Source organism: Sorangium sp. So ce836, from assembly GCF_028553905.1.
In the GTDB taxonomy this organism is placed as follows: domain Bacteria; phylum Myxococcota_A; class Polyangia; order Polyangiales; family Polyangiaceae; genus Sorangium; species Sorangium cellulosum_D.
Genome location: NZ_CP102233.1, coordinates 9,331,557 through 9,355,632, shown reverse-complemented (window position 1 = coordinate 9,355,632; position 24,076 = coordinate 9,331,557). Strand labels below are relative to the sequence as shown.

Sequence of the window (24,076 nt, the reverse complement as noted above, 5' to 3'; positions counted from 1 at the left end):
CGCCTTGCGTTAATTTCTCCCTCTCTCTTCCGACACTCCTGCTCCAGCAGATCACGACGCGAGGCGGCGCGGCAGAACCACGGTGAAGCAAGCGCCCTCGCCCCGCTGGCTCGCCACCTGGATCGTGCCCCCGTGCGCCCGGACGATCTCGTTCGCGAGATAGAGCCCGAGCCCGAGCCCGCCGTAGAACCTCGACGAGACCGCCCGCTCGAAGCGCGTGAAGATGCGCTCCAGATCCTCGGGCGCGATGCCGATCCCGTGATCGCGCACGACCACGCGCGCCGCGTCGCCGCGCCCTTCGACGGTCACCTCGACGGGGCGGCCGGCGCCGAACTTGATCGCGTTGTTGAGCAAGCTCCTCAGGACCTGCGCGACGCGGAGCCGGTCGAAGCGGCCGAGCACCGGGCCTCGCGCGTCGAGCTCGACGCGACAGCCCGCCCGCGACGCGGCCTCGCCGAGCTCGACCACGACGTCGCGCGCCAGCGCGGCGAGGTCGAGCTCCGCGAGCTCCAGATCGAGCCCGCGGCGGGCGACCCGGTCGACGTCGAGCAGGCTGTCGAGGAGCGCCTCGATCCGCACGACGTGCCCCAGGCTCGCCGCGACCATGCGCTCGAGCGACGGGTCCGCGGCCTCGGTCGCGAGCTTCTTCTGCAGCAGCCCGAGCTTCAGCTTGAGCGGCGTGAGCGGCGTGCGGAGCTCGTGGGAGGCGACCGAGAGGAACTCCTCACGGAGCTGGATCGCCCGCTGCGCCTCGCGGTAAAGCCGCGCGTTGTCGAGCACGATCGCCGCCCTCCGCGCGAGCTCGTCCACGAGCTCGGCGTCGGCCCGGCCATAGGGCGGCGCCGCCCCCGTCCGCACCAGCGTGAGCACGCCGAGGCAGCGGTCCCGCGTCAACAGCGGCGCGTTCAGGTACGCCGCCGGCGAGAGCGCGAAGAGCGCCTCGGGGCGCGCCGCCGCCGCGGCCCAGCGCCGCATCACGCCGTCGTCCACGCGGCCGAGCTCGACGCGGTCGGCGCCCAGCGCGCGGCGGGGCGCCCAGGGCGCGCCCTCGGGCGAGGCGAGCGCGCGCAGCCGCCCGGCCCTCACCGGCGAGTCCGCCGCCACGGCCGCGAGCTCGAGCGCGCCAGCCTCGTCGAGCGCGTAGAGCGCGGCGCCCTCGGCGAGCTCCGGCACGGCGACCTCGGCGATCGTCTGGAGCGTCGCCTCGTAGCCGAGATCGGCCACGAGCCGCCGGGTCGCCTCCGCCAGGAAGCGCTCGGTCGTCGCCGCCCGCTTGCGCTCGGTGATGTCCGTGGAGATGCCGCAGACCGCATACGCGGCCCCCGCCGCGTCGCGCAGCGTGAACTTGAGGGTCAGGTAGGTGTGCGGCCCGTCCTCCTGCGGGATCACCTCCTCGAGGTCGAGCAGCGTCTCCATCTCGATCGCCCGGCGATCGTTCGCGGCGAACCGCTCCGCGGTCTCCCGCGGGAAGATGTCGTGATCCTTCCGGCCGACGATCCGAGCCCGCGGCCGCTGGACCGCCCGCTCGTAACACCGGTTGACCAGGAGCAGGCGGCCCTCGAGGTCCTTGACGTAGATGATCGCCGGCGAGTTGTCGACGATGGCCTGGAGCTGCTCCTGGCTCTTCTTCAGCGCCGCGTACAGCGACGCGTTCTCGAGCGAGATGGCGGCCTGCGACGAGAGCAGCTCGAGCACCGCGATCGTGCCCTCGGAGAACGCGCCGCGCATCGCCGCGTTCTCCAGGTAGAGGATCGCGAAGGCCCCGGGGCGCCGCGCGATCGGCATGCACAGGACGGAGCGCGGCCCGGCCTGCGCGACGTACTCGTCGGCCGAGAACCGCGACTCCGCCGCGTCGTCGAGGACGACCGGCTCGCCGGTCCGGAGGACGTAGTTGACGATCGACAGCGGCAGCGCGGCGGAGGACGCCGGCGCGCGCGCCTCGCCCGTGAGCGCCTCCGCGAACGGCCTGCCCCCCTCGATCCTCGCCCTCGCCCGGATCGACGCGGCGCCGCGGCGGGCCTCCAGCAGGTAGCCCTTCTGCGCGCCCGCGTGCGCGAGCACGACCCGGAGCAGCGCCTCCTCGAGCCGGGGCATCAGGATCTCGCCGGAGATGCTCTGCGACGCCTTCACGACGGCCAGCCGATCGAGCTCCTCGGCCGGCATGGTGACCGTGCTCGTCGCCGCGAGCGGCCGCGCCGCGAGGTGCGGATAGAGCTGGTCGAGCTGCTTCACCTTGGCGTCGGCGCCCCAGCGGGCGTACGACGAGCGGGCCGCGCCGAGGTAGGTGTCGGCGATGAGGTCGAAGCCGCGATCGCGGTAGAACGCGGCGGCGAGCTCCAGCGCGAGCGCCTCGCCCTGGACGAGGCCGTTCGCGCGCGCGGCCCGGATGGCCTGCTCGTAGAGGCGCATCGCGGCGAGCTCGTCGCCCGCGATGCGCGCGATCTCGGCCGACACAAGCGCGTGGCGGTCCTCCTGGTTCGCGGGCTCGACCTCCGCCCAGCGGCGGAGCTCCGCCTCGTGCGCTCGCAGCGCGGGGAGGAGCGCGCGCCGCTCGGCCTCGGGCAGCGCGCGGGCGTGGCAGGACAGCGCGAGCGCCGCGATATAGCCGTGGTCGGCGGACTGGATCTGGCCGGTCACCAGGCCGAGCAGCTCGCCCGCCGCGGCCGCCGCGTCGACGGCCTCGCCGTAACGGCCGAACACGAGCGCCGCCTGGGCCGCGTAGAGGCGCTCGTAGAAGCGCGTGAGCGGCGACGCCGCCTCGCGCGGCCGGGCGCCCTCGTCCTCCGCGCCCTCGCCCGCCCGGCCCGGCTCGTGGCCGCGCAGGCGCTGCACGAGCCGGTGCAGGACGGCCACGATGTCGTGGACGGCGTCGTACCGGGCCCGGCGGGTGAAGTCCAGGCGCCGCTCGGCCTCGGCGGCGACGTCCGCCAGGGGATCGCCCGACGCGAGGCGCAGCGCCACGATGTGAAAACAGCAGTACGACGCGTAGATGAGCGCGCCGGTCTCGATGGCCTCGTCGAAGGCCTCGTGGAAGAGGGCGACGACGTCCCGGAAGGGGCGGATCCAGGGGTCGATGAAGGTGCTGATCATGTGGAGGATCTGCGCCCGGCTCCCGGCCTGGCCGCCGGCGTCGAGCAGCGCGCGGGCGAGCTCGCCGAACCGGTAGCTCTCCCGGTAGAGCCCGAGGACGCGGCCGAGCGTCCCGCCGAACGCGACGTAGCCGGGCGGAGAGGCGTCCGAGTTGCCCGCGCGCAGGCTGAGCCGGACCATGTGGCACGCGATGAGGCCGTAGAGGTCCGGATCCGTGTAGTAGGCCGACGGCAGCGCGGTCGACAGGGTGGTCATGAGGGCCGCCGCGTCCGGATCGGCCATGCGCGGCAGGCGGGCGAGCGCCTCGGTGCGGCGATCGCGGATCTCGCCCCACGCCTCGCGCGCCGCGCGCTCCACCGCGTCGCGCGCCGGGTGGAGCGGGAGGTCGACGCCGAAGCGGCGCGCGCAGGCGAGGGCGCTCCGCGCCGCCCGCTCGAAATCGGCACGGGTCGTGTGCAGATCGATCTCGATGCGGTGGATCTCCGCGAGATCGAGCCGGCCCCGGGCGCGCTCGAGGAGCTCGCCGACGAGCCGCTCGGCGGCGGCGAAATCGCCGCTCAGGAAGGCGCAGCGCGCGCCCTCGCCGTGGAGATCGAGCGCGAGCGCGTACTCCTCCTCTCACGCGTCGTCCGCGAGCAGCGCCATGCCCGCCGCGAGGTAGCGGGCCGCCGCCGCGAAGGCGGAAGAGGCCTTGGCCCGCCGGCCCGCCATCAGGTTGAGCCTGGCGATCCGGTCCCTCTCGCGGCGATCCGTCACCAGCGCCGAGCCCAGGTTGAGGTGGCCGGCGATCTCGAAGACGCGCGGATCGGCGGCGTCCGCCGCCGCGCGGGCGGAGAGCAGCCGGCCGATGCGGAGGTGGACCGCCGCGCGATCCGCCGCCGGGATGAGCGCATGGGCCGCCTGCTGGACGCGGTCGTGGAGGAAGCGGTAGGTGTCGCCGGACCGGAGGAGCAGCCCCTCGCGCACGAGCTCCCGGTGGTCCTCGTGAATCGCGCCCGCGGGCCGATCGCGGATGACGGCGAGGGTGCCGGCGTCGACGGTGTTCCCGACGCAGGCGGCGAGCGTGAGCGCCTCCTGGGCGGGCTCGGAGAGGCGCTTGATCTTCGTGACCATGAGATCGATCACGTTGTCGGCGAGGCCCTTCTCGCGGATCGCGCCGATGTCCCACCGGAAGGCGCCGGCGCGCGGATCGACCTCGATCAGGCCCTCCTTGTGGAGCATGGCCAGAAACTGCGTGGCGAAGAACGGGTTGCCGGCGGTCCTCTCGTGGACGAGCCGCGCGAGCGGGGCGCTGTCTTCGCAGCTCGCCTGGACCGTGTCGGCGACGAGCCGCTGAACGTCCCGGGGGGAGAGCGGCGGGATCTCGATCTCGCGGACCGGCGCGCCGGCGCCCCGCGCGCGCTCGATCATGCGCGCGAGCGGGTGGAGCGGCCCCACCTCGACGTCGCGGTAGGCGCCGATGGCGAGCAGGTGCCGCGTCTCGGGGTGGGTGACGAGCTGCTCGAGGAGCGAGAGGCTCTCCGGGTCTGCCCACTGGAGGTCGTCGAGGAAGAGGACGAGAGGGCGCTCCGCGCGGCAGAAGACGCCGACGAGCTGCCGGAACACCGCCTCGAACCGGCGCTGCACCTCGGTCAGCGGCAGCTCGGGGACGGGCGGCTGCTCGCCGAGGATGAGCTCCACCTCGGGGAGGACGTCGATGACGAGCTGCGCGTTCTTGCCGAGCGCGGCGGAGAGCCGCCTCCGCCACTCGCCGACGACGGGCTCGCTCGCGCCGAGCACGCCGAGCAGGAGCTCGCGGAGCGCCTGGGCGAGCGTGGCGTAGGGGACGTGCCGGTGCTGCTGGTCGAATTTGCCCGCCGCGAAGAGGCCGCGCCCGCGGACCGACGTGCGGTGGAGCTCCTGCACCAGCGACGTCTTGCCGGCCCCGGCGCTGCCGGCGAGCAGGACGAGCTCGGGCGCGCCGCGCAGGGCGACGCGCGCGAAGGCGGCGAGGAGGGCGGAGGCCTCGCGCTCGCGGCCATAGAGCTTCTTCGAGATCCGGAAGAGGCCGGAGAAGTCGTGCTCTCCGAGCCGAAATGGGTCGATGTGACCGGCCGTCGTGAGCCGCTCGAGGCACAGCTCGAGGTCGCGCGCGACGCCGCGCGCGCTCTGGTAACGGTCCTCGGCGGCCTTGGCCAGGAGCTTCATGACGAGCTCGGACACGGCCCACGGGACGCCGGGGACGAGCTCCGAGGGCGGCCGGGGGAGCACGGCGGCGTGGCAGTGGACCCACTCCAGGGCATCGCCGGCCGAGAAGGGCAGGACGCCCGTGAGCATCTCGTAGAGCGTGACGCCGAGCGAGTAGAGGTCGGCGCGGTGATCGACCGCCCGGTCCAGGCGCCCTGTCTGCTCCGGCGAGATGTAGCCGAGGGTCCCCTCGATGACGCCCGGGCTCCGCGCATCGCTCTGCTCCTCCGGGAGGAAGGACGCGAGATCGAAGCTCACGATCTTCACCTCTCCCGACTCGGGATCGAGGAGGATGTTCTGCGGTTTGATGTCTTTGTGGACAACCCCCTTCGCATGGATGTCCGCGAGCGCGGCGGAGGTCCGGGCGGCGATCGTCAAGAACCGCCCGAGCTCCATCGGCGCGCCCAGCATCCGGTCGAGCGAGCGCCCGCGGAAGTCCTCCAGGACGAGCGCCGGCCGGTCCCGGTACGTCGTGAGCTCGCAGGGCCTGATCGCGGTCTTTTCGCTGAGCCTCCGCCCGATCTCGAGCTCGCGGCGCAGGCGCGCCACGTCCCGGCGATCGAGGCGCTCTGCCCGGGGGATCTTGAGCAATACCGGACAGCCGTCCTCGTTCCGCACGCCGCGGTGGACGACATACCTGGTCTCCTCGCGCAGGACCTCCGTCAGCGTATAGCGATCGGGCCCGGGCATGGGCCTCAACCGGCGGTCAGGCTGCGCCGCGCGAGCTGCCGAGTTCGCCGGCGCTCGGCGCTGCGCGCGCCCGGACGCTCGACCGGGCGGCTTCGCGCAGAGCGCCGCCGAGCGCTCTCCACGGCAGAGGGCGACCGAGCATACCGCGCGCTGGCCCGGTAGATCTGCTCCACTGTCGGGAGTGTGCTGGCCGGTACAGTGGCGGTCAAGCCGCGGGGGCGTATCGAAGCCTGCGGTCCACCGCAGCTCGGGCCGCGAAGGCGCGCGGCGCGCGGCGCGCGGCGCAGCGATGCGGGCTCGAGCGCGCGCGACGACGGCTTCGCGCCGGCCGCCCCGCGGCCCTCGCGGAGCTTCCGTCTGGCGCGGCCAGGGGCGACGCGCGTATCCTGAGGGCGCAATGCATCCGTCCGCACACGATACCGCTTCGCTCGACCTCGACGCCTACCTCGCCCGCATCGGCTACCGCGGGGCGCTCGCTGCCACGCGGGAGGTGCTCGATGCGCTGCACTCCGCGCACGTCTACTCCATCCCTTTCGAGAACCTCGACGTCCTCCTCGGCCGCCCTATCCGCATCGACCTGGCCAGCGTGCAGTCCAAGCTCGTCAAGGCGCGCCGCGGCGGCTACTGCTTCGAGCAGAACACCCTGTTCGTCGCGGCGCTGCGCCGGATCGGGTTCAAGGTCACGACGCTCCTCGCGCGGGTGAGGTTCCAGCGGAGCGAGGTCGGCCCGCGGACTCATATGCTGTCCCTGGTCGAGCTGCCCGAAGGGCCGTTCATCGCGGACGTCGGCTTCGGCGGTCCGGGCCTCACGCAGCCGATCCGGCTCGTCGAGGGGGAGAGCCAGGCGCAGGCGCACGACGTGGTCGGCCTGCGCCGGGAGGGCCACGTATGGGTGCTCGAGTCGAGGGGGCGCGAGCCGTGGCAGGATCTCTACGCGTTCACGCTCGAGGAGCACTTCCCGGTCGATTACGAGGCGGCGAATCATTACACGTCGACCCACCCCGACTCGCTGTTCGTGAGCAATGTGCTCGCGGCGCTCGCCTCGCCGGAGGCGCGCCTGACGCTGCGCAACCGCCAGCTGGGCGTGTTTCGGGGCGGTCGGTTCGAGCGCTTCGGCGACCTCGGCGACGACGAGCTCCTCGACGTCCTGAAGAGCCGCTTCGGGCTGGAGCTCCCGGCCGGAGCGCGGCTCTCCTGCGCTGGCCTGAACGGCTGAAGCGGCGGCGCGGCGAGGGGGGATGTCCGGCGCGCCCCGCCTCCGCCGCGGGCCGTCGCGGTGGCGAGGCCGCGCCGGGCCGGCGCGCGCGGCTCGCCGGCCGCGCCCGCCGCCCGCCGCGCTGCCGCGTCAGTGGACGCGCCCGATGCCGCGGCGGATGAACGCCGATCGGCTCGTGGCCGCGCCGGCTCGCCCCGCGGTCGCGGCGCCTGCGAAGGTCGGGGCGGGCTCGCAGACCAGCGCCTTCAGGTCCTGGTTCCGGCGCCCCAGATCGTTCAAGAAGCGCAGCTCGCCGGTCACCGGGTCAGGCATGTTGATGCCGGTCATGAAGCCGGACAGCGTCGCCTCGTTCCCGAGGGACCTCGGGTTCACGTGCAGGAAGCCGGTCCCCGTCTCATCGGCCCCGTGGCACCCGTTGCAGGTGTTGAGCGAGAACTTGTGCCGCGCCTCGTTGTTGAGGATGCCCGGGGCCGTCCACGCCGTCAGGTTGTTGAACGACGAGCCGCCGAGGAACGGGCTCCCCTGGAACGTGTCGGGCACCGTGTGCTGCTCCAAGAGGATCGCCGCCTCGTTCTGGTTCACGAAGTCCGCGAGCCTGGCCGAGCCGTCGAAGCCGATGTCCGGCGTCAGCTTCACGGTCTCCGGGCGCAGGAAGCCCGTCTCGGCCGAGAGGACGAACTCGCGCAGCTCCCACGGGGCTGCCAGCGCGATCTCGTTCGTGCGGAGCTGCCCGAGGGAGCTCCCGTTCGGCCTGCCGGGCGCGGCGTTCCGGCCCGCGAACCGCGTGGTGATGGCCTGGAGGGCGGCGTTGTACTCCTCGGACGGGAAGGGCAGGCTGCCGAGGGCGTGCCAGTCGTTCGCCCAGTCGAGCACGTCGGCCTCGGTCGACGCCGGGAGCTTGTACTCCAGGATGATGGTGAACTGCTGCGGGAAGCCCTGGCTGACGACGCCGAACACGAAGCGCCCCTCGCCGGCGTGACCTTCGGCGAGGTTCCGCACGTCGATCCTGTTGACGATGCCGAGCAGCAGGAGCGGCGCCTGCGTCAGGTCGAGCGACCCGTCGGGGCTCCTCGGCCACTCGTCGAGCACGACCTGCTGAAGGGTCGGGCGGGCCGGCACCGTGAAGCCGTTCACGACCTGGTCGGTCAGCCAGGTATTGAACATCTGCTCGACCATGGCCGGCGCGTCGGCGGGCGTGGGGGCCATGTCCTCCATGAGGCGCGCGAACGTCCACGCGCCCGTCCGGGGGTCTTCCGGCGGGCCATTGAACGTCGTGCGGATGGGATCCTCGACCACGCTGAGGTTTTTCACGAAGATCTCGCGGCTCGTCCGGACGAAGCAGCCGGTGGGGGCGGCGAGCTCGAAGTCGAGGGCGCCTGAGCCGACGAGGAACTCGGGCGAGCTGAAGTTGAGCACGTCGAAGGGGATCTCGTGGACGCCGGGATCCGCGTCCTCGGTGCCGCTCACGGTGATCGCGAAGGTCGCCGTGCTCCCGGGCGGGACGCCGGGGATGAACGTGGTATTTCCGGAGACGTTGATGCCCGGCGACGGGCTGAAGATCTGGAGGGCGTAGTCCCCCGGGACGCACGCGCCGACATCGTTGTTGGCGACGGCGACCTGGTACGCCACCGGCGTGTTCGGGGCGACCGGCCCGCTGCTCGCCGGGGTGACGGTGATCGTCCCGGGGCGCCGGAGGCAGGAGAGCTGGGCGATCTCGCTCCCGGTCGTCGGGCTGGCGGAGAGCCAGACCTCGTCGATCAGGCCCGTGAAGCGCTGCTGCTTCTGCGGGTTGCCGCCGACGTGGATGGGCGCGTTGACGTCGCGGATCGTGCCGGTGGCGCTGATCTGGCCGACCTGCTCGCCGTTCAGGAACAGCCGCACGAACCTGCCGTCGTAGATGCCTGCCACGTGCGTCCACACATTGGCCTCGATGGGGGCGCGGGAGGTGATGGTCCGGCCGTCGGTGAGGGTCACGGCGAACCGCGCCTCGTCGTTGCGGATGCCGAGCGAGAAGCTCGTGTCTCCGCCGTCCCGCTCCGTCGCGATCGTCTGCAGCGTCGACCCGGACACCGAGGTCGGCTTGACCCACGCTGCGACCGCGAGGTTCTTTCCGAAGGTGAAGCGCGGATCGTCGTCGGCGCTGACGGTGTCTTTTTTCTGGTCGAACGCGATGGCGAGGCCGCTGATGCCCTGAGCGCAGGCGGCGCTGGCCGAGCGGGTGGCGGTCGCGTCGTTGCCTGACGAATCCAGCAGATCCGTCGTCGCGCCGCTGCAGTCGTCGAACTGCCAGAATCCGACGGCCGGGGGCCCGACCGGGGGTGGATCGACGGGGCCGCCGCCGGTGCCCCCGCCGACGCCGGTGCTGCTGCTGCTGCTGCTGCTGCCGGTGCTGATTCCGCCGGCGCCGCCGCTGCCGCCGGTGCTGCTGCCGCCGCCGACGCCGGTGCTGCCGACGCTGACGCTGACGGCGATCGTGGCGCCTTCCGCCTCGTCGAGCGCCAGCTCTGTGTTGCCGAGCGAGCCTTCATCGACGCCATAGCTTCCGCATGCGGCGGCGCCCGAGGCGAGCAGGGCGAGGACCGCAGCCGAGCTGGTTTTGATTGCGAGAGGATGGGCGAAGCCGAAGGAGAGGTTCCGCATCTGCGTTCTCGTTGGGTAAGAGTTGACTGCACGAGCGTGGTCCGGCCGCAGCGCGATCTGCGGCTGTTGACGCGAGCAGGCGATGGTCAGACCCGACCGGGCTGTTCGGGCTTGGGCGCTGGTGCGGAGCGCCCCTTGGCTCTTTGGCAATCGATATGCCCGCTGCTGGACCGCGATTTCTCCCTTGTCGCGTCGATCCCAGCGTGCCTGGCCATGTCGCGGGAGCCCGGCACTGGCACATCTGGCACACCATTTTTACGATGTCAGGCGGGTGCTCGAGGTCAGACAAGCACGCTTCCAACGCGTCCTTATCGTGCGCCGCTTCGTCGCGTCGACGACAAAGCTCCTCTTTGGCGCCGCGCGCCCGTCGCACTTCGTCCCGAACGCCGCGTCTCTGCCGTCCGTCGCCCCGTTACGCGCTGGAACGCCCGTCGCGCCGCGTTCCGCCCTCGCGCCGTCCCCCGCTTCTATATGCCGCGCCGCGCCGCCTCAATGCATCGCGCCGCCCCAATGCATTGCGCCGCGCTCTCCGAGCATCGTCCCGCGCCGCCGTCTCTCTCTTATAAGGAGGGGGCGTCGGTAAGCAGCGGGCCGGCCGTCCCAGCTCCTATAAGGAGGGGCATGCCCTCTCAGCTCCCCGAGGGCTTGTCGGCCTTATGTCATCGCGGTCGCAGCTCGTCGTTCTGGCGGGGCTGCGGAGTTCATTTCGAATCCCGGCAGGTTTCCGCCGCTCCCCCCTCTACAACCTCACCCCTAATCTCTGAACCACGTCAGCGGAGCCTTCTCGCCCAGGAGACGGGCCTCGCCCCTCATCTCTGAACCACGTCAGCGGAGCCTTCTCGCCCAGGAGACGGGCCTCGCCCCTCATCTCTGAACCACGTCAGCGGAGCCTTCTCGCCCAGGAGACGGGCCTCGCCCCCTCATCTCTGAACCACGTCAGCGGAGCCTTCTCGCCCAGGAGACGGGCCTCGCCCCTAATCTCTGAACCACGTCAGCGGAGCCTTCTCGCCCAGGAGACGGGCCTCGCCCCTCATCTCTGAACCACGTCAGCGGAGCCTTCTCGCCCAGGAGACGGGCCTCGCCCCCTCATCTCTGAACCACGTCAGCGGAGCTCTCCCGCACAGGAGACGGGCCCAGATCGGCGTTTTCGGCGCGGAGGCGTACTCTTGTACGCCGAGCACCGAAAACGTCGAGATGGGCCCGTATCCGAAGCGGGAGAGCTCCTCAGGACGAGGTCCAGCGGGGGCCTTGGGGGGTGTCTTCGAGGACGACGCCGGCCTCGGCAAGCAGGTTGCGGATGGCGTCCGCCTTGGCGAAATCCTTCGCCTTCCGCGCGGCCTGGCGCATCGCGATCAGCCGGTCGACGGCGGCGTCGCCCCCGCGCCCCGCCGCGCTCTCGGAAGGGGCGACCGCGTAGTCGGCCGCGAGCGCCGGATAGAGCGCCGGCTCGGCGATCTCCACCCCGAAGACCCAGAGGTGGCGCGCCACCGCCCGGTACACCGCGAGCAGCGACGCGCGGTCGTCGCACTGCTCGATCCCCGCCGAATAGAGCGCGCTCACGTAATCGAAGAACGCCGCCACCGCGTTCGGCGTGTTCAGGTCGTCGTCCATCGCCTCGATGAAGCGCGCGATGAACCGCTCGGTGTGCTCCTTGAACCGGCCGTGGACGTACTGGTGGCGCATCCTCGGGAACCGCTCCTCCTCGGGCCGCTGCGACGCATACGCGCCCGCCGCGAGCGGCTCCTCCCCCGCGCCGCGCAGCTTCTCGGCGAGGACAGCCGCGAGCTTCTTGATGCGCGCGTAGCCCTGGGCGCTCTGCTGGAGCAGATCCCAGCCGAACGGGAGCTTGCACCGGTAATGGTGCGTCACGAAGAACCACCGCGCCTCGTCGTGGCCGTGCCGGGACAGGAGCTCCTCGATGGAGATGACGTTCCCGAGGCTCTTCGACATCTTCACCTCCTTGAGATCGAGGTGCTCGGGGTGCAGCCAGTAGCGCACCCACGGCCTCCCGCAGAGCGGCTCGCTCTGCGCGATCTCGTTCTCGTGGTGCGGGAACATGTTGTCGATTCCGCCCCCGTGGACGTCGAAATGGTCGCCGAGCAGCGCCGTGCTCATCGCCGAGCACTCGATGTGCCAGCCGGGGCGCCCCGTCGGCCACGCGCCCTCTCCGGTCGGCCAGCTCGGCTGGCCCGGGGAGGTCGGCTTCCAGAGGCTGAAGTCCGCCGGGTGCCGCTTCCGCGCGAAGTCCTCCTCGACGCGGCCGCTCGCCCCGACCTCCTGCTCGTCGACCTTGCGCCCCGAGAGCTCACCGTAGGAGGGGCACGTGGCGACCTCGTAGAAGACCTCGCCGTTCACCGAGTACGCGTGGCCCTTCTCGATGAGCCGCTTCACCATGTCGACCTGCTCGTCGACGAAGTCGGTGGCGCGCGTGTAGACGGCGTAGTCCTTGATGTGGAGCTTGCGGCAGTCGCGCCGGAACGCCGCGATGTTCCGCTCGGCGACGTCGACGGCGCCCTCGCGCTCGTTCGCGCGCTGCATGATGCGGTCGTCGATGTCCGTGTAGTTGATGATGCTCAGCACGTGATTGCCGCGGTACTCGAGGTAGCGGCGGAAGACGTCCCAGAAGCAGTAGGTGCGCGCGTGACCGATGTGCATCGGCGCGTAGACCGTGAGACCGCATGTGTAGATGCGCACGATCTTCGGCTGGGCGGAGACGAATGGCTCCTTCTTCCTCGTGAGCGTGTTATGGACCTTGAGCGGCATCGGCCACCTGCGTGAATGTGCGAGCTGCCCCCCGGACCGCGTACGCTACCCTGGCGCTGCCGCCCGGTCAACGCGGAACATCGCCGCCGTTCCCGTGGTTTTCCGCGTGCTTTTCCGCACACTTGCGGCCGTCCTGTCTTCGATCTACGCACGCGTGCATGCACATCACTTCAAGGACCTTGCTGTTCGTCCTCACCGGCGCGCTCGCCGCCTGCGCGTCAAATCCGCCGCCCGTCGAGACCGCCCCGCCGCCCCCGCCGCCGCCTCAGGCGCCGGCCGTCGAGCCGGCCGCGCAGCCTGAGGTGGCGGCCCCGCCCCAGGTCGACCCGGCAGAGGAGAAGAAGAAGGCGGAGCTGGCCAAGCTCGCCGAGGACACGAAGGTCATGGAAGCCAAGGCCGACCAGGAGGCCGCGCGGTTCGACGACGCGCTCAAGGCCGAGGTGAAGGCGCTCGTCGCGGCCAATCACCCGAGCGCCGGCGCGGCGCTGCGCGCGGCTCTCAAGAGCAAGCACCGCGCCCCGGGCAACGCCGAGCGGGACGCGGCCCGCCACCCCGTCGAGACCCTGGAGTTCTTCGGCCTGAAGCCGACGAGCACCGTCGTCGAGCTCGGGGCAGGGGAGGGCTGGTACACCGAGCTGCTCGCGCCCGTGCTCGCCAAGAAGGGCAAGCTCGTCATCACCGCCTTCGACCCGAACGGCCCTGCGGAGTCGCGCAACACCCTCTATGGCAAGCGGGTGAAGCGCATGCTCGAGAAATCGCCCGACCTGTTCGGCAAGGTCGATGTCGTCGTGATCGACCGCGACGACCCGAAGCTCGGAATCGACGGCAAGGCCGACCTCGTCCTCGCCATCCGCGAGGCGCACGGCTGGCATCGGAACGGCAAATTCGACACCTACGTCGCCGAGGCGTTCAAGGCGCTCAAGCCGGGCGGCGTCTTCGGCATCGTGCAGCACCGCGCCAAGCCCGACGCGAACCCCGACGAGAGCGCCAAGCAGGGATACCTCCCGGAAGCGTGGGTGATCCAGAAGGTCGAGTCGGCCGGCTTCAAGCTCGCGACAAAGTCCGAGGTGAACGCCAATCCGAAGGACACGAAGGACTATCCGGAAGGGGTCTGGACCCTGCCGCCGAACTTCCGGCTCGGCGACAAGGACCGCGCGCGCTACGCCGCCATCGGCGAGAGCGACCGGATGACCCTCAAGTTCGTGAAGCCCGCCCGCTGACCCCCGCCCGCGCAGCTCCCGCCCGCGCCTCGAGCGCCGCGCCGGCCCGCCGCTACGCGGGCGCCGCGGCGCCGTCCGAGGGCGGCCGCGCGGCCACGCGGCGCATCGGGATCGCGGCGCCCGGGGCCCCCGTGGCCCGGTGCGACGCGAAGCCGAGGCCGTCCAGCATGGCCGGCGACGCGTAGACGCCCGCCGCCGCCGTCTCCGGGAGGCACGAGGAGAGCTCGAGCACGTTCCCGCCCACCACCGAGCCGTCCTCGGTGACCACCACGTCGCCGGCGTGGAGGCAGAAGCGCACGCCGACCCGCAGGTCGCGCCGGTCCGGCCCGGCGATCCGCTCGTACAGCGCGAGCGCGGCCGCGATCGCGCGGCGGCGCGCCTCCTCGGCGCCGCGCTCGTCGCGCGGCCAGCCCGCCGAGAGCAGCACGCTGGTGCTCGTGACCGCGAGCGGCGAGAACCCCGCGGTCGCGAGCTCGGCCATCGCCTCCGGGAGCACCGCCTCGAAATCGGTCAGGAAGGAGTCGGTCGGCGCCTCGAGCGCCCGGCTCTCGGCGAGGACCTCGACGAGCATCCCGATCGCGAGGCGGCGGATGCGCCCCGCCTCCTTCGCGTCGGTGCGGAGGACCCGCGCCGTCGCGGCCCGCACGTCCTCCAGGAACGCGGTGACGTCCGGGTGCCGGCCCGCGGGGTCCTTGCTCATCGCCCGCACGACGATGTCGTCGAATGCCGGGTCGACCGGCGCGTGCAGGCTCGGGCGCGGCGGCGCCTGGTGGAGGTGCAGGTGGCGCAGCACCGGGTACGCGCTCGCCGAGAAGGGCATGGCGCCCGCGATCATCGTGTAGAGCAGCGCGCCGAGCGCGTAGACGTCGGTCCGCATGTCGACCGGCCGGTTCAGGAGCTGCTCGGGCGACATGAACGCCGGGGTCCCCACGACGTGCCGCGACGACGTGAGCGAGAGATCCGTCGTGCCGAGCAGCTTCGCGATGCCGAAGTCGAGCAGCACCACCCGGAGCCCGCCGCCCTGCTCGCACAGGATCACGTTCGAGGGCTTCACGTCCCGGTGGATGATCCCGAGCGCGTGGACCGCGGCGAGCGCGCTGCAGAGCGGATCGAGGATCGCGAGCGCCTCGTCGGCCGGGAGCCGGCCGCGCGAGAACAGGTGCTGCTCGAGGCTCCTGCCCTGCAGCAGCTCCATCGCGTAGTAGGGCCGCCCGTCCTCGAGCTGCCCGACGTCGAGGATCTCGACGACGCTCGGGTGCCGGATCCGCCCGATCGCGTCGACCTCGCGCTGGAACCGGAGCACCACGTCGGTGCGCGAGATGAGCTCGGCGTGCATGATCTTGACCGCCGCCGGCGCCCCGCTCGTCGCGTGCACCGCGCGGTAGACGACGCCGAACCCGCCCTCGGCGATCACCCCGTCGAGGAGGTACTCGCCCGCCCGCGGCGCCGCGGCGATGGGGATGCCCACGCCGTCGCCCTCCCGATCGCGCGTATCGAGCGTGCGCTGGTCCCAGGTCGGCGCCGTTCCGGCCGCCGTCGCGCCTGCGACGGGCGCGTCCGCCGCCGGCCTGGCGGGGGACGGCTCATCGTTTTGAGAGGAGGTCTTCATACATGACAGCCGTCGACTTCCTGCGTTACTGTAGGCGTCAGCCGGTGTCCAACGCGACCGTCGGCTGCCTGAATTCGAGCCGATCATGCACCGCTGCGCCGTATGTCACGGGCGGCTCGCCGATGGCGCGCCGTGCGCCAGGGACGGCTTCACGCCGCCGCCCGGAGAGCACCACCCCGTGGCAGGCGCGGCGCCCGCGGTCGGCGGCTTCTCGGTGCTCGGTCCGCTCGGGCGCGGCGGCTTCTCGGACGTGTGGGCCGCGGAGCGGGACGACGACGGCGCGCCGGCGGCCATCAAGGTGGCGCGGCAGGCGGCGGCGAGCCTCCGCGAGCGGTTCCGGCGCGAGGCCGCGCTCCTCGAGCGCGTGGGGGTGCCCCACGTCGCGCAGCTGTACGCGCAGGGCGAGCTCGCCGACGGCCGGCCGTACCTCGCGATGGAGCGGCTCTTCGGCCGGACCCTCGCCGACGAGCTCGCCGCGCTCCGCGCCCCGCTCGACCCGGACCGCGCCGCCGGGCGCGCGGACGCGATCCTCGCGGTGCTCGAGGCGGCGCACGCGCGCGGCGTCGTCCACCGCGATCTCAAGCCGGAGAACCTCTTCCTGCTCCGCTCGAGCGGCCGCGCCGTGCTGCTCGATCTCGGCCTCGCGAAGCTCGCCCAGGGCGACGACCAGCCGGCATCGTCGGTCCGCGCGACGCGCGCCGGCGACGTCGTGGGGACGCCGGAGTACATGGCCCCGGAGCAGCTCCGGGGCGACGCCGCGCGGATCGACGCGCGCGCCGACATCTACGCGTTCGGCGTCATCCTGTTCGAGCTGCTCACCCTGCGCCCGCCGTTCGTCGGGAACGAGGACGCCGTCGAGCACGGCCACCTGGCGCTGCGCCCCCCGCGCCCGAGCGACCTCGCGGACGTCCCCGAGGGGCTCGAGGAGCTCACGCTCGCCTGCCTCGCCAAGGACCCGAGCCGCCGCCCGGACAGCGCCGCCGCGCTCCGGCGCACCCTGCACGCCCTGCGCGCGCGCCCGGCCGGCGACACCCTCCCGCCGCCGCCGTCGTCGCGGCGCTCCGGGCCGCGGTCGTCGCCGCCGGGCGACGGCGTCGCGACGGCCGCCGCCGAGGGGCGCCAGCCGGTCGCGCTGCTCCTCGCCGAGGCCGGCGCCGGGCCGGTGATCGCGGCGGTCGGCAGCCGCCGGGGGTTCGTCGCGCGGCAGCGGGGGCAGCGCTGCCTCGCCGTGTTCTCCGCGCGGGACGTCCACGACCCGGCCCGCGCCGCCCTCGCCGCGGCGCGCGAGATCGCGGAGCGCAGCGGCGCGCGCGTGGCGCTGCACCTCGCCAGCGTGCGCCTGCGCCGGGTCTCCGGCGGCATGCACGCGGCCTACGGCTCCCCGGTCGAGCGCCCCGAGACGTGGCTCCCCCCCGAGCCGTGGCGGGGCCTCGCGATGACCGAGGAGTTCCAGCGCGCGCTGCCCGAGGAGGAGCTCGCCCCCACGCCGCCGGACGACCCGGAGAGCCTGGGCGAGCCGCCGCTGCTCGGCCGCGACGACGTGCTCTCGGCGCTCGCGGGCAGCGCGACCGAGGCCTTCGACGGGGCGTGCCCCGGCCTGTTCACGCTGATCGGCGACGCCGGCCTCGGCAAGACGCGCCTCACGGCCGAGGCCGCCTGCATCGCCGGCGTGCCGGTCCCGGACGTGCGCGTGGTGGTCGTGCGCGCGCTCCACCCCATCCACGGCGGCGCCGCGCAGGCGGTGCGCGCGCTCCTGCGCGTCGCCCTCGACGCGCCCGACGGCACCCCCGACGATCCGCGGGGCTTCTGCGTGGCGCGGCTCGGCGAGGCGCTCGGCGGCGCGACGTGGGAGGCGGTCGCGGCGGCGCTCGGCTGGGCGGACCCGGGGGGCGGACGGCTGTCCGGCGCGGCCCGCCACGGCCTGATGCTGGCGCTCGCCGAGGCGCTCCGCCAGCGGGCGCGCCGCGGCCCGCTCGCCGTCATCCTCGACGACGCCGACCAGGCGGACGACGTGCTGCTCGACGCCCTGGAGTACGCCACGCTCGACGGCGAGGGCGTCCTGCTCTGGGCGGTCGTGACCGCGCGCCCTCGCTTCGAGCAGGCCCGCCCCAGCTGGGGCCAGCGCAACCAGCGCCACACCCGCGTGACGCTCGCGCCGCTCGCGGAGGAGGCGGCGATGGACCTCGCGTCGCGGCTGCTCCTGCCCGCCGAGTTCCCGCCCGCCGAGACCCTCCGCCGCCTGGCCGACTGGGCGGGGGGCAACCCGGACTGCCTGCGCCAGATCGTCCGTTCCCTCAAGCACGCGGGCGTCGTGCGCCGGCGCGCCGGCGGCGGCTTCTACCTCGCGACCGCGGAGGTCGAGGCGCTGCCGCCCGCGCCGGCGTGGCAGTGGCTCGCGGCGCGGCAGCTCGACGAGCTGCCGGCGGAGCTCGCCGCGTGCGCCCGGGTCTGCTCGGCGCTCGGCATGTCGTTCGATCGCGCCGAGCTCGAGGCGGTGCTGGACGGCCTGGAGCGCGCGGGCGGCGCCGGCCCGATGGTCGACGCGGGCTTCGGGCTGTCGGCGCTCGTCGAGCGGCGGATCCTGCAGCGCGACAGCGAGGGCGGCGGAGGCGCGGACGACCGCCACGCCTTCCAGAACGCGATCTTCCAGGAGGCGGTCTACGAGATGCTCGACCCGGCGCACCGCGCCGAGATCCACCTGAGCGCCCTCGCCTACTGGCGCGCGCAGGTGGCGGCCGGCTCGACCGACGGGCTCCGCGCGCTCGCGCGCCACGCGGCCGCGAGCGGCGAGTGCGCCGAGGCCGCCGACGCCTACCTCGCGCTCGGCGATCTCGCGTCCGCGCGGCACCACGTCGTCGAGGCGGACCAGCGCTACGGCGCCGCGCTCCAGGTCGCCGGGCCGGGCGACGCGCGCCGGCGCGTGCGCGCGCTCGCGGGGCGCGGCAGGAGCCGGTACCGCATGTGCCGCCTGAAGGAGGCGCGCCGCGACTTCGGCGAGGCGCTCGCGCTGGCCGAGGCGCTCGGCGACGCCCACCAGAGGGCGAGCCTCCTGCTCGAGGACGCGACCGCGCTCGACTGGGACTTCGACTTCGAGGCGTCGGCGCGCCGGGTGGACGAGGCGCGGCCGCTCGTCGACGCGGCGCGCTCGCCGGAGCTCGCGCTGCTCCTCCGGGTCGCCGAGGGCCGGACCTCGTGGCGGCGGGGGAAGCTCGAGGCGTCGATCGCGGAGCTCACCGACTGCGCCGAGCAGGCCGGGGCGTCGGGCGACTACGACGCGCGCGTGCTCGCCCTCCTCATGCTGTCGTTCCAGCTCGCGTCGGCGGGCCGCCGCGAGGAGGCCGAGCGGGCGTTCGGGGATCTCATCGCCCTGCTCACGGCGGCCGGCGACCGGTTCCACCTCTGCGCCGCGTACATCAACCGCATCGCGCTGTGGGCCTGGAGGTGGTCGCTGCCGGGCGCGGTCGACGACCTCCGCCGCGCGGTCGATCTCGCGCGCGAGATCGGCAATCCGTGGCTCGAGAAGATGGCTTCGTACAACGTCGCCGTGCTGCTCCACTGGAGCGACAGGCAGCGTGAGGCGCTCGCGCTCGCGCGGCGCGCCCGGTGGCTGGAAGAGCAGGCCTCGGAGCGCCCCGTGCCGCACACGGCGATCCTGCTCGCGCAGATTCACCTGGTGCTCGACGAGTACGAGCAGGCCAGCCAGCTGGCCCTGTGGATCGCGCGCTCCTGCGTCCTCGAGCCGGGCGACGTCCGGGACTACGCCTTGCTCGAGCTCGTGCTCTCCGAGGTCGGGCTCCGGCCGGCCGGGTCCTCCTCTCTCTCGTGGGACGAGGCCATCGCGCTCGCGAGAGACCAACCCATCGTCGAGAACACGCTTCAGCTCTTCTACTGGCGTGCTCGAATGGCGCTTCGTCGAGGACACACCGGTGAGGCGGAGGAGTCGCTCGCGAGCGCGCGGGCGCTCCGCGCGGCGAGCCCCATGTGGCTGTCCCGCTTCGGCGAGCTGGAGCGCAGGCTGGAGGAGGCGTCGCGAACGGACGTTCGTCCAACCCTGCCGGCCTGATTCGACAAGCCATGTCCCCGCGCCGCGTTCGGGCGAGTCCCGATATCCGTGCACGCAGTGTGTACTGGTTTTCAGTATTGCGCGCCTTCCTGGAAAATGAAATAGTGTTGGATTAAGAAAATAGCGCTTGTGGTCTTATGTCTGCCGCTGTAATCACCCAGGAGGAGAGCGGAATGTCCTCGACTCGCTTCGTCGCAGTTGGTGTCCTCGGCGCCTGTGCGCTCATGGCGGGGTGCATCGGTCCATCTGACGTCGAGCCGGTCGAAACGGCCGAGACGGCGGAGGCGCCGATCATGCGCCGCCCGGTGGCGCCCATCGGCGCGAACGGCCTGGCGCCTGCGCACTTCTGGGCGCCGGAGAACCGCGCGGCGTTCCGGGCGCTTGGCGGCGCTGCGCTCGCCCGCGCCGGCGGCGTCCTGGTCGCGACGCCGCTGCTCGGCACTGCAGCCGGGAGGAGCGTGCTCGACTATACGGTGCGCTGCGCGCTGTCCCCGGATCAGGTCGTTTACGCGCCGAACGGCGACCCGTATTACGGCTCCTTTGGGTTTGCGCCGGGCTGGACAGGTCGTGCTCTCAACATCTCGGAGCAGCGCTGGGTCTCGGCGTGCATCTTTCAGCACCTGAACGGCTCCGGCGCCCATGTGGATATCCTGCTGAGGGGCGGCCATCCGGCCCTCGCGTGCTCCCAGGACGAGGAGCCCTTTCTCGATTTCATCGTGCGGGACGCCACGATGTACGGCAATGCCTTCGCTCCGAGCCCCATTGCCGGGTTTGCCTGCATCGATCCCGATCTGACGGGGGAGCTCTCCAGGATCTCGCTGAGCTGCCCGCTCGATCTCAGCCTCCTCGAGCTGGACAGGCTCTGCGGTCATGTGCCGACGTGCGGGATCGCCTTCGTCGGGCTCTGCGACCTGGCCTGCACGGAGGACACTGCCGGCAACAAGACGTGCCGCACGCTCCCGCTGCTCGGGCCGATCCTCGGGCCGCTGCTCGGGCCGATCCTCGGACCAAGCTACGCGGAGACGATCCGGACCCAGCTACGCGACGCCGATCTCCTCCCGCTCTACCCAGGATGCGGCCTGCTCTGACCGGCGCCGGCGGGCGGGAGGGGAGCTCGCCCCGCGCATGTGCCCGGCGCGGGGAGCCATGCCGCCGTCCCCGCTGGGGATCGTGGGGGGGGAGGAACATCGCGTCCGGGCTGGGAGGGACAGCGGACGGATCATGGCCGGGCTGGGAAGGGCAGTGGACAAGTGACGTCCGCGCTGGGGAGGGCAGCGGACAAGTGGCGTCCGGGCTGGGAAGGACAGCGGACGGGTCACGTCGGGGCTGGGAAGGGCAGCGGACGGGTCACGTCGGGGCTGGGAAGGGCAGCGGACGGGTCACGCCCGGGCTGGGAAGGGCAGCGGACGGGTCACGTCCGGGCTGGGAAGGGCAGCGGACGGGTCACTGCCGGGCTGGGAACGGCAGCTGCCAGCGAGCTCCAAGCTGGACGGGGTGGCGGCCCGAAGGCGTCCTGATCGGGCAGGACAGCGGGTGCCGGGCGGCGGTGCACGCCGCGATGATCTCCCTTCGGACGGAGCCTGCGCTCAGGGCGGGGCGCTCGCCGGCTCCTCCTCGTCGTCCGCGGGCTCCTCCATGGCGAGTTCCTCTTCTCCTTCGCCGTTATCCCTCGTGCCCGAGCGCGCGGGGGGCGGATAGCGCTCGAGCAGCGCGAGAAAGGGAGCATGGAGCGCTTCGAGCTGCTGCCGCTGCACGCCGGGCGCGGTGTGCGCGAGGAGCCACGTGATCTCGTCATGGATGGCGTTGAACGCCGTCACACACCCGCTGATGGCCGCGCGCAGCCGCTTCGCCCGCGTCCCCAGCCGCTTCTCCCCGCCGCCTCGGCCGATGCCCCTGGCGAGCGCTTCGGTGGCCCTCTCGATACGCTTCAGGTGCGCACCGGCGCCGATCTTCTTGAGGTCGGCCTCCATCGTTCGTTTCGCAGCCGCCGCCTGGGAGCGCCCGAAGTCGACCTCGGCGTCGTACCCGAGGCGGGTCTGCTCGGTGCCGTTGCCCTTGAGCATGACCGCGCGGACCCGGGTTGCCGCCTCGCGGACCGCCGCGTCCTCGCCCTCTTCGGCCGAGGCGACGAAGTGGTGCAGCGCGCGCTGCGCCGCGTCCCACTCGGCGTCGAGCGCGGCGAGCTCGCTGGCCGAGGCGATGCCGAGCACCTCGTCGAGCGCGGCGATGCTCCAGGTGGCGCGGAGCTTCCACGCGACGGGCCGCGGCGCCTCCATGAGCTGCGGCGGCATGCGATCGGGCGTGTCGTACTTCTTGATGGAGACGTCTTTCCACGCGCCCTCACCCAGATCGCGCGAGAAGGCGCTGAATCCCCGGTCGGGGACGAAGCTATACCCGTATCTGGCCATGTGTCCTCTTTCCCCCTCCCCCGAAGGGACAGTTTACCGGGGAGACCGGCGGCTCGTTCAAGCGTTTTTCGTACCTGGGCGCCGCCGCGTGCTCGACCCCGACCGGGGAGGGGCCGCTGCGCCCGTCGGCACGGTGCGCGAGCCAGCCGGGATCTGTCGGCCTCCTCCGCGTCGAGGCGCGCGGGCGCGCGCGCCGCGCGCCCGCCGACGGACCGACCCGCCCCTCGGCGCTGCGCGCGGGCGAGCACGCCGCCTCGGCATGCAGACCCCGGCGCCTCGGTTCCGGCCCCCGAGGCGATGTCGTGGCCGCTCTTGCCCGAGCGGGAAAACGGGCATAATGTACGCGGGCAACGCGCGCCGGCGAGCCATCCATGAAGCTGACGACCCTCCGAGCAGAGCGCTACCGCAGCCTCAAGCACGTCGACACCTCGTTCGGCGGCCTGAGCGTGCTCATCGGCACCAACGCGAGCGGTAAGAGCAACGTCCTCGACGCGCTCCGCTTCCTGTCGGAGGGCGTCAGGGCCAAGGACTTCGCTGACAGCGTCGCAGACCGCGGCGGTATCCTGCACCTCGCCTGGAAAGGCGAAGTCGCCGGCGAGGTCTCCGTCGAGACGCACTACGAGGATGAGGGGAAGCGCTACGCGTGGACCGTGGGCCTCCGGCGAGCAAGCGGCGGCTTTGCGACGTGGGAACGCCTCTATCAGATCCATGATGGGGGCCCACCGGGCCACCTGCTCGAGGCGAACGCCGGCAAGGCATGGTGGTATTCGACCCAGGCGAAAAGCAACAGAGTCAACCTGGCGCTCGCTTCCACCGCCTGCGCCCTCGCCGTCGCCAGCGCGGACGAGTCGTTTCCGGCGAGGCGCCTCGGCGCGTTCGTTCAGCGATGGGGGTTCTTCGATCCGAGCCCGCCGCTCCTGCGGCGTGCCTCGAACGTGTCGGATGCCGACCGGCTCGACACGTTCGGGCGCAACCTGGCAGCTCGGCTCTATGCGCTGAAGAAGGGGCCGGACGGCGGCGAAGCATTCAACCGGATCGTCATGGCCACGCGCCGGGTGCTCGGCGTGCCGGAGCAGCTCGACCTCCGGGAGTCGGACATCGATGGGCGCGTCTACTTCGTCCAGCGCGAACCCGGTCTTTCCTACAACGTGCACCAGGTAGGCGCGTCCAGCGGCACGCTCCGCATCCTGGCGATGATGACCGCGCTCTTCGGTGAGGCGGACGCGAGCCTCGTGGGGGTCGAGGAGCCGGAGAATCATGTACATCCCTCGGCGCTCAGGGCCTTCGCCGAGTACCTCCGAGACGCGAGCGAGCGCGTGCAGATCCTGGTCACCACCCACTCTCCGTTGTTGCTCGACTGCTTGCCCAAGGCCGAGGAGGTCGCCGTCGTCCGGCGTACGCAGGACGGCACCACCATCGAGCGCGAGCAGCACCCCGAGGCGATAGACGCAGCGCTGGATGCCTCCGGTTTCGGGCTGGGTGAGTTTTACGAGACCAAGGGGTTCGGGGCCTGAGCCATGGCCAAGCGGGTCGTCGTCATCGCTTCCGGAGAGACCGAGCGGCGCGCTTTACCACATCTTCTGCGACACCTCGGCGAGCAAGGCGCTCTCGTCGACGAACCGATCCGAACGCCCTCGCGCAACCGGGCCATCACCGCCGAGAATGCATGCAGGCTCGTCCTCAGCGCGTGGTACGAGAAGCCGCCGATCGACCAACCTGACAAGTTCGTCATCCTGCTCGACGCCGACGCGAAGGACCCGCAGGACGTCGTGGCTCGGTTCGAGGAGGATTTGATGGCGACGGCGGTGGGGCATCGCGTTCCGGTCCCCATCCTCACCGTCGCGGCGAAGTGGCACCTCGAAGCCTGGTTCTTCGCCTGCGCGGCGTCGCTCCGTGAGTACCTCGGGCGGGACCTCGGGAACATCGACACCAGCCAGCCTGACGAGATCGTGAACCCCAAGCGGCACCTGATCCACCTGCTCAAGGCGGGGCGGGGAGAGATCTACACGGCCCGTGTCGCCGAGGAGATCGCGGAGCGGCTCTCGGTGTACTCGGCGCAAGAGCTGCGGCGCAGCCCGAGCTTCGCTCGCTTCGAGTCAGCGGTCCGCAACGGCCCGAAGCCGGCATGACGAGGGGTGGTGCCCCGCGGTG

At 72.4% G+C, this 24,076-nt stretch carries 12 protein-coding genes; 6 read left to right on the top strand and 6 right to left on the bottom strand.

The features are described from left to right. Window positions 1-51 precede the first annotated feature (51 nt). A complete protein-coding gene (locus NQZ70_RS33845) occupies window positions 52-3,447 on the bottom strand; it encodes an ATP-binding protein (RefSeq protein ID WP_129577920.1) in 3,396 nt (1,131 codons plus the stop codon). A gap of 261 nt (window positions 3,448-3,708) precedes the next feature. After that, window positions 3,709-6,006, bottom strand: a complete 2,298-nt coding sequence (locus NQZ70_RS33840; RefSeq protein WP_129577919.1) for an AAA family ATPase — start codon at window positions 6,004-6,006, stop codon at window positions 3,709-3,711. Between the two features lie 397 nt (window positions 6,007-6,403). Here NQZ70_RS33840 and NQZ70_RS33835 point away from each other — a divergent pair, with 397 nt between their 5' ends. After that, window positions 6,404-7,222 carry an arylamine N-acetyltransferase gene (locus NQZ70_RS33835; RefSeq protein WP_129577918.1) on the top strand — a complete coding sequence of 273 codons (819 nt, stop codon included), beginning with the start codon at window positions 6,404-6,406 and terminating at the stop codon, window positions 7,220-7,222. A 129-nt stretch (window positions 7,223-7,351) separates the two neighbouring features. Here NQZ70_RS33835 and NQZ70_RS33830 read toward each other — a convergent pair whose 3' ends face one another. Further along, window positions 7,352-9,862, bottom strand: coding sequence for a LamG domain-containing protein (locus NQZ70_RS33830; protein ID WP_129577917.1), 2,511 nt, complete (start codon window positions 9,860-9,862; stop codon window positions 7,352-7,354). A 1,224-nt stretch (window positions 9,863-11,086) separates the two neighbouring features. Further along, complete coding sequence (gene cysS, locus NQZ70_RS33825) at window positions 11,087-12,625, bottom strand: cysteine--tRNA ligase (RefSeq protein WP_129577916.1); 1,539 nt, start codon at window positions 12,623-12,625, stop codon at window positions 11,087-11,089. A 158-nt stretch (window positions 12,626-12,783) separates the two neighbouring features. Between cysS and NQZ70_RS33820 the strand changes: the two genes are divergently transcribed. After that, on the top strand, window positions 12,784-13,845 hold the full coding sequence (locus NQZ70_RS33820) for a class I SAM-dependent methyltransferase (RefSeq protein WP_207217562.1): 1,062 nt from the start codon (window positions 12,784-12,786) through the stop codon (window positions 13,843-13,845). Window positions 13,846-13,897: 52 nt separating this feature from the next. Here the strand turns inward: NQZ70_RS33820 and NQZ70_RS33815 are convergent, their stop codons facing one another. Continuing rightward, window positions 13,898-15,454: a serine/threonine-protein kinase gene (locus NQZ70_RS33815; protein WP_129577915.1), complete on the bottom strand. Its 1,557-nt coding sequence runs from the start codon at window positions 15,452-15,454 to the stop codon at window positions 13,898-13,900. Between the two features lie 85 nt (window positions 15,455-15,539). On the opposite strand from NQZ70_RS33815, the gene NQZ70_RS33810 reads away from it, so the two are divergent. Both NQZ70_RS33810 and NQZ70_RS33805 read left to right on the top strand, forming a co-directional pair. Next, window positions 15,540-19,517, top strand: coding sequence for a serine/threonine-protein kinase (locus tag NQZ70_RS33810; RefSeq protein ID WP_129577914.1), 3,978 nt, complete (start codon window positions 15,540-15,542; stop codon window positions 19,515-19,517). 173 nt (window positions 19,518-19,690) lie between these two features. Continuing rightward, entirely contained in the window at window positions 19,691-20,605 is a 915-nt protein-coding gene (locus NQZ70_RS33805) for a hypothetical protein (protein ID WP_129577913.1), read from the top strand. Window positions 20,606-21,103: 498 nt separating this feature from the next. Here NQZ70_RS33805 and NQZ70_RS33800 read toward each other — a convergent pair whose 3' ends face one another. Further along, window positions 21,104-21,925 (bottom strand): hypothetical protein, encoded by an 822-nt coding sequence (locus NQZ70_RS33800; RefSeq protein ID WP_129577912.1) that lies wholly within the window; start codon window positions 21,923-21,925, stop codon window positions 21,104-21,106. 371 nt (window positions 21,926-22,296) lie between these two features. On the opposite strand from NQZ70_RS33800, the gene NQZ70_RS33795 reads away from it, so the two are divergent. Together NQZ70_RS33795 and NQZ70_RS33790 are read left to right on the top strand one after the other, a co-directional pair. Further along, window positions 22,297-23,439 (top strand): AAA family ATPase, encoded by a 1,143-nt coding sequence (locus tag NQZ70_RS33795; RefSeq protein WP_129577911.1) that lies wholly within the window; start codon window positions 22,297-22,299, stop codon window positions 23,437-23,439. 3 nt (window positions 23,440-23,442) lie between these two features. Next, window positions 23,443-24,054, top strand: a complete 612-nt coding sequence (locus tag NQZ70_RS33790) for a DUF4276 family protein (RefSeq protein WP_129577910.1) — start codon at window positions 23,443-23,445, stop codon at window positions 24,052-24,054. The last annotated feature ends 22 nt before the right edge of the window (window positions 24,055-24,076 follow it).